The organism is Sphingomonas bacterium, from assembly GCF_903643035.1.
Taxonomy (GTDB): domain Bacteria; phylum Pseudomonadota; class Alphaproteobacteria; order Sphingomonadales; family Sphingomonadaceae; genus Sphingomonas.
The window spans coordinates 1-3559 of sequence record NZ_CAHJWW010000282.1; the positions used below are offsets into that span (position 1 = coordinate 1).

General features: G+C 72.2%; 4 protein-coding genes. 3 read left to right on the plus strand and 1 reads right to left on the minus strand.

Features of this window, described 5'->3' with window-relative positions; translation table 11 throughout:
- Positions 1–315: 315 nt before the first annotated feature.
- The 3 genes from HUV01_RS13850 (at position 316) to murA (ending at position 2756) form a co-directional block, all read left to right on the plus strand.
- Positions 316–792 (plus strand): phasin family protein, encoded by a 477-nt coding sequence (locus HUV01_RS13850; RefSeq protein ID WP_254606664.1) that lies wholly within the window; start codon positions 316–318, stop codon positions 790–792.
- 174 nt (positions 793–966) lie between these two features.
- On the plus strand, positions 967–1305 hold the full coding sequence (gene clpS, locus HUV01_RS13855) for an ATP-dependent Clp protease adapter ClpS (protein WP_174298805.1): 339 nt from the start codon (positions 967–969) through the stop codon (positions 1303–1305).
- A gap of 152 nt (positions 1306–1457) precedes the next feature.
- Positions 1458–2756, plus strand: coding sequence for a UDP-N-acetylglucosamine 1-carboxyvinyltransferase (gene murA / locus HUV01_RS13860; protein ID WP_174298803.1), 1299 nt, complete (start codon positions 1458–1460; stop codon positions 2754–2756).
- A 6-nt stretch (positions 2757–2762) separates the two neighbouring features.
- On the opposite strand, the gene HUV01_RS13865 is transcribed toward murA, so the two are convergent.
- Positions 2763–3326 (minus strand): helix-turn-helix domain-containing protein, encoded by a 564-nt coding sequence (locus HUV01_RS13865; protein WP_174298804.1) that lies wholly within the window; start codon positions 3324–3326, stop codon positions 2763–2765.
- Positions 3327–3559 lie beyond the last annotated feature (233 nt).

The window sequence follows — 3559 nt, forward strand, 5'->3', positions numbered from 1 at the left end:
GAAGGCGCGCTGCCCGCGATCGAGGACGCGCCCGGCCGCTACGTCCGGACCCGCTGACCCGCCGCCGCCGCCGCCGCCATGGCGCGCGCAAGTCTTGCGCGGGCGCCGCAAATCGATTATGTTGCACCGCAGCATAACGGGGTGTCGATCATGGAACGGCCGGACAGGACTGCCGACGCGCTTGCGACATCCGGCATCGTGGCCGTTCCCCCGAAGGGTCGACCGGCCCGGCGCCGTGCCGCGGCACCCGCCGCCTCCGTTCCCTGCGACCCGCCCGCCGCGGTCATGGCGGACATCACCAGAAAGGATCATGTCATGGATAGCATCGATACCGCCGCCAGCTTCGCCGCCGCCGCCGGGGATGCGGCCGGCCAGGCGACCGATCGCGGCCAGGCCGCGTTCGCCGACGTCAACGGCCGCGCGAAGGCCGCGATGGAGAAGACCGGCCAGGTGGTCGAGGAGCTCGGCTCGTTCGGCAAGGGCAACATGGAGGCGCTCGTCGAATCGTCGAAGATCGCCGCCAAGGGTCTGGAGACGCTGGGCCAGGAAGCCGCCGAGTTCACCCGGCGGTCATTCGAGAGCGCGACCGCGGCGATGAAGACGCTGGCCGCGACTCGCTCGCCGACCGAGTTCATGAAGCTTCAGGGCGGCTATGCCCGATCGATGTTCGACACGATGATCGCCGAGACGTCGAAGTCGGCCGAGACGATGCTGAAGCTCGCCGGCGACGTCGCCCAGCCGATCTCGAACCGCGTGGCCATCGCCGCCGACAAGATCAAGGTCGCGTCCTGATCCCCGTGGCTTGATACGGCGGTCCCGCCGGGCCGGGGCTTGGGGAAAAAGGCGGCGGTCCCGGCGATCGTCGCCTTTTTTGCGTTCCGACCGGGCGAGCCGCTTGTCCAGTCGCCCCCCGCTGCCATATTCTCGCGAAGCATGTCCGCCGACCGAATCAACCACGCCTTCGCCATGGCCGAGCGCCGCGGCGGCAACGGCGGTACCGACGAGGACGGTGGCGGCACCGGCCTTGCGACCCGTACCCGTACCCGCACGAAGCAGCCGACCCCGTACCGGGTGCTGCTGTTGAACGACGACTACACGCCGATGGAGTTTGTCGTCCTGTGCCTGCAGCGGTTCTTCCGCATGAACATGGAGGAGGCGACCCGCGTCATGCTCCACGTCCACCAGAAGGGCGTGGGCGTGTGCGGCACCTTCTCCTACGAGGTCGCCGAGACCAAGGTGACGCAGGTCATGGACTTCGCGCGCCAGAACCAGCACCCGCTCCAGTGCACGATGGAGAAGGCGTAGCGCCGGAGGCGGCCACGCCCGCCTGCCTCGCGCAAGCCCGGCCCGCGTCGCGCGGCGGCGACCGACGACGCGGCTTCTTCCCCCCCCCCCTGTTTCCCCCTGTCGTCCCACCTCCGCTTGCGTCGCCTCGCCACCGCGATACAGCCGGCGCCATGGACCGTATTCTCATCCGCGGCGGTCGCCGCCTGTCCGGCCGCCTGCCCATATCCGGCGCCAAGAACGCCGCGCTGACGCTGCTGCCGTGCGCGCTGCTGACCGACGAGCCGCTGACGCTGCGCAACCTGCCCCGGCTCGCCGACGTCGACAGCTTCGGCCACCTGCTCAACCAGTTCGGCGTGTCGACGTTGGTCGAGGGGTCGCGGCCGGAGGATTTCGGGCGGGTGATGACGATGCGCGCCGGCCGGCTGACCGGCACCACCGCGCCCTATGACATCGTCCGCAAGATGCGCGCCTCGATCCTCGTGCTCGGGCCGCTGGTCGGCCGGGCGGGCGAGGCCACCGTCAGCCTGCCGGGCGGCTGCGCGATCGGCAACCGGCCGATCGACCTTCACCTGAAGGCGCTGGAGGCGATCGGCGCGCGGATCGAGTTCACCGCCGGCTATGTGAAGGCGTCCGCGCCCAGGTCGACGGCGGGCGGCGGGCGGCTGGCGGGCGGTCGCTACAGCTTCCCCGTCGTGTCGGTGGGCGCGACGGAGAACGTCGTGATGGCCGCCGTGACCGCGCGCGGGGGCAGCCGGATCGAGAACGCGGCGCGCGAGCCCGAGATCGTCGACCTGTGCCGATGCCTGGTCGCGATGGGCGCCCGCATCGACGGGATCGGGACCGAGACGCTGGAGATCGAGGGCGTCGACCGGCTGCACGGCGCGACCTATGCGGTGATGCCCGACCGGATCGAGGCGGGAAGCTATGCCTGCGCCGCCGCGATCACCGGCGGCGACCTGGAGCTTGCGGGCGTCACCGCCGACGACCTGCGCGCGACGCTGGACGCGCTGGCGGCGGCGGGCGTGACGGTGGAGGAGCGGCGCGGGAACGTGCGCGTCGCCGCCACCGGGCGGATCGGGCCGCTGACGCTGTCGACCGCGCCCTATCCGGGCTTCGCGACCGACATGCAGGCGCAGTTCATGGCGATGCTGGCGCTGGCGACCGGCGCGAGCGTCCTGACCGAGACGATCTTCGAGAACCGCTACATGCATGTGCCCGAGCTTGCGCGGATGGGCGCGGACATCCAGGTGCGCGGGCGGACGGCGGTGGTGCGCGGCGTCGATCGGCTGGCGGGCGCGCCGGTGATGGCGACGGACCTGCGCGCCTCGATGAGCCTGGTGCTCGCCGGGCTGGCGGCGGAGGGCGAGACGCAGGTCAGCCGGGTCTATCACCTCGATCGCGGCTATGAACGGCTGGAGGAGAAACTGTCGGCGGTCGGCGCGGACATCGAGCGCGTCGGGGACGGCTGACCCCCCTCACAGCATCCGGACGAGCCGGACCGCCCGCGCGATCCACGGCGGGTCGGCCACCGTCCGGCGCTGGCCGCCCGGCCCCGGCGGCAGGACGTGGAGATGCCCGTCCTCCTGCGCCACGAGCCGTCCCCACAGGAACCGGCCGGCCGGCAGCGGCACCAGCACGTCGCGGTCGAGCGCCTCTGCGTAACGGTCGGGCGCGAGCGGCAGGCACCATAGCTCGTCGCCCGCGCGATAGTCGCCCACGCCGCCTGTGACCGTCACCGCCACCGCGCCGGGCGGGGCGGCGGGGGCGATCACGCTCAAGGGGTGGCGGGGCGCCCGCGCGCCGTCGACGCCCAGCACCGCCGCCACCGGCAGGTCGGCGCCCTGCGGCAGGGTGACGAGATCGGCCGTCGACACGTCCATCGCGTTGGCGAGGCGGTTGATCCAGGCGATCGAGACGGTGCGCATCCCCGTTTCCAGCCGGCTGACGGTCTGCGCGGTGCTTGGGGGCACGCAGCGGCGGGCGACGTCGTCGAGCGTCAGTCCGCGGGCGCGGCGTACCGCGCGGATGGCGGTCAGCATGATGAACTCCTGTACCGATCCGGTAAAAAGCTCTGTCCTACAGCTGTGCGTCCGTGGCAAGCCCTTGTCGACGGACCGGGAGGATGGACGATGCGCGATCTGGTGGAGTGCGAGGTGGACGGCAACGGCGTGGTGCGCGCGCCGGCGGGTGGCGGCGGTGGTGGTGGCGGCGGCGTCCGGCGGCGGAGCGTGACGGTGAACCGCGCCGAGTCGCCGCTCGGCTGGCTGCGCTC

Excerpts from the sequence above, each read along its gene's own strand:
- HUV01_RS13850 (WP_254606664.1), top strand. The coding sequence starts at position 316 with ATGGATAGCATCGATACCGCCGCCAGCTTCGCCGCCGCCGCCGGGGAT.
- clpS (WP_174298805.1), top strand. The coding sequence starts at position 967 with ATGGCCGAGCGCCGCGGCGGCAACGGCGGTACCGACGAGGACGGTGGC.
- murA (WP_174298803.1), top strand. The coding sequence starts at position 1,458 with ATGGACCGTATTCTCATCCGCGGCGGTCGCCGCCTGTCCGGCCGCCTG.
- HUV01_RS13865 (WP_174298804.1), bottom strand. The coding sequence starts at position 3,326 with ATGCTGACCGCCATCCGCGCGGTACGCCGCGCCCGCGGACTGACGCTC.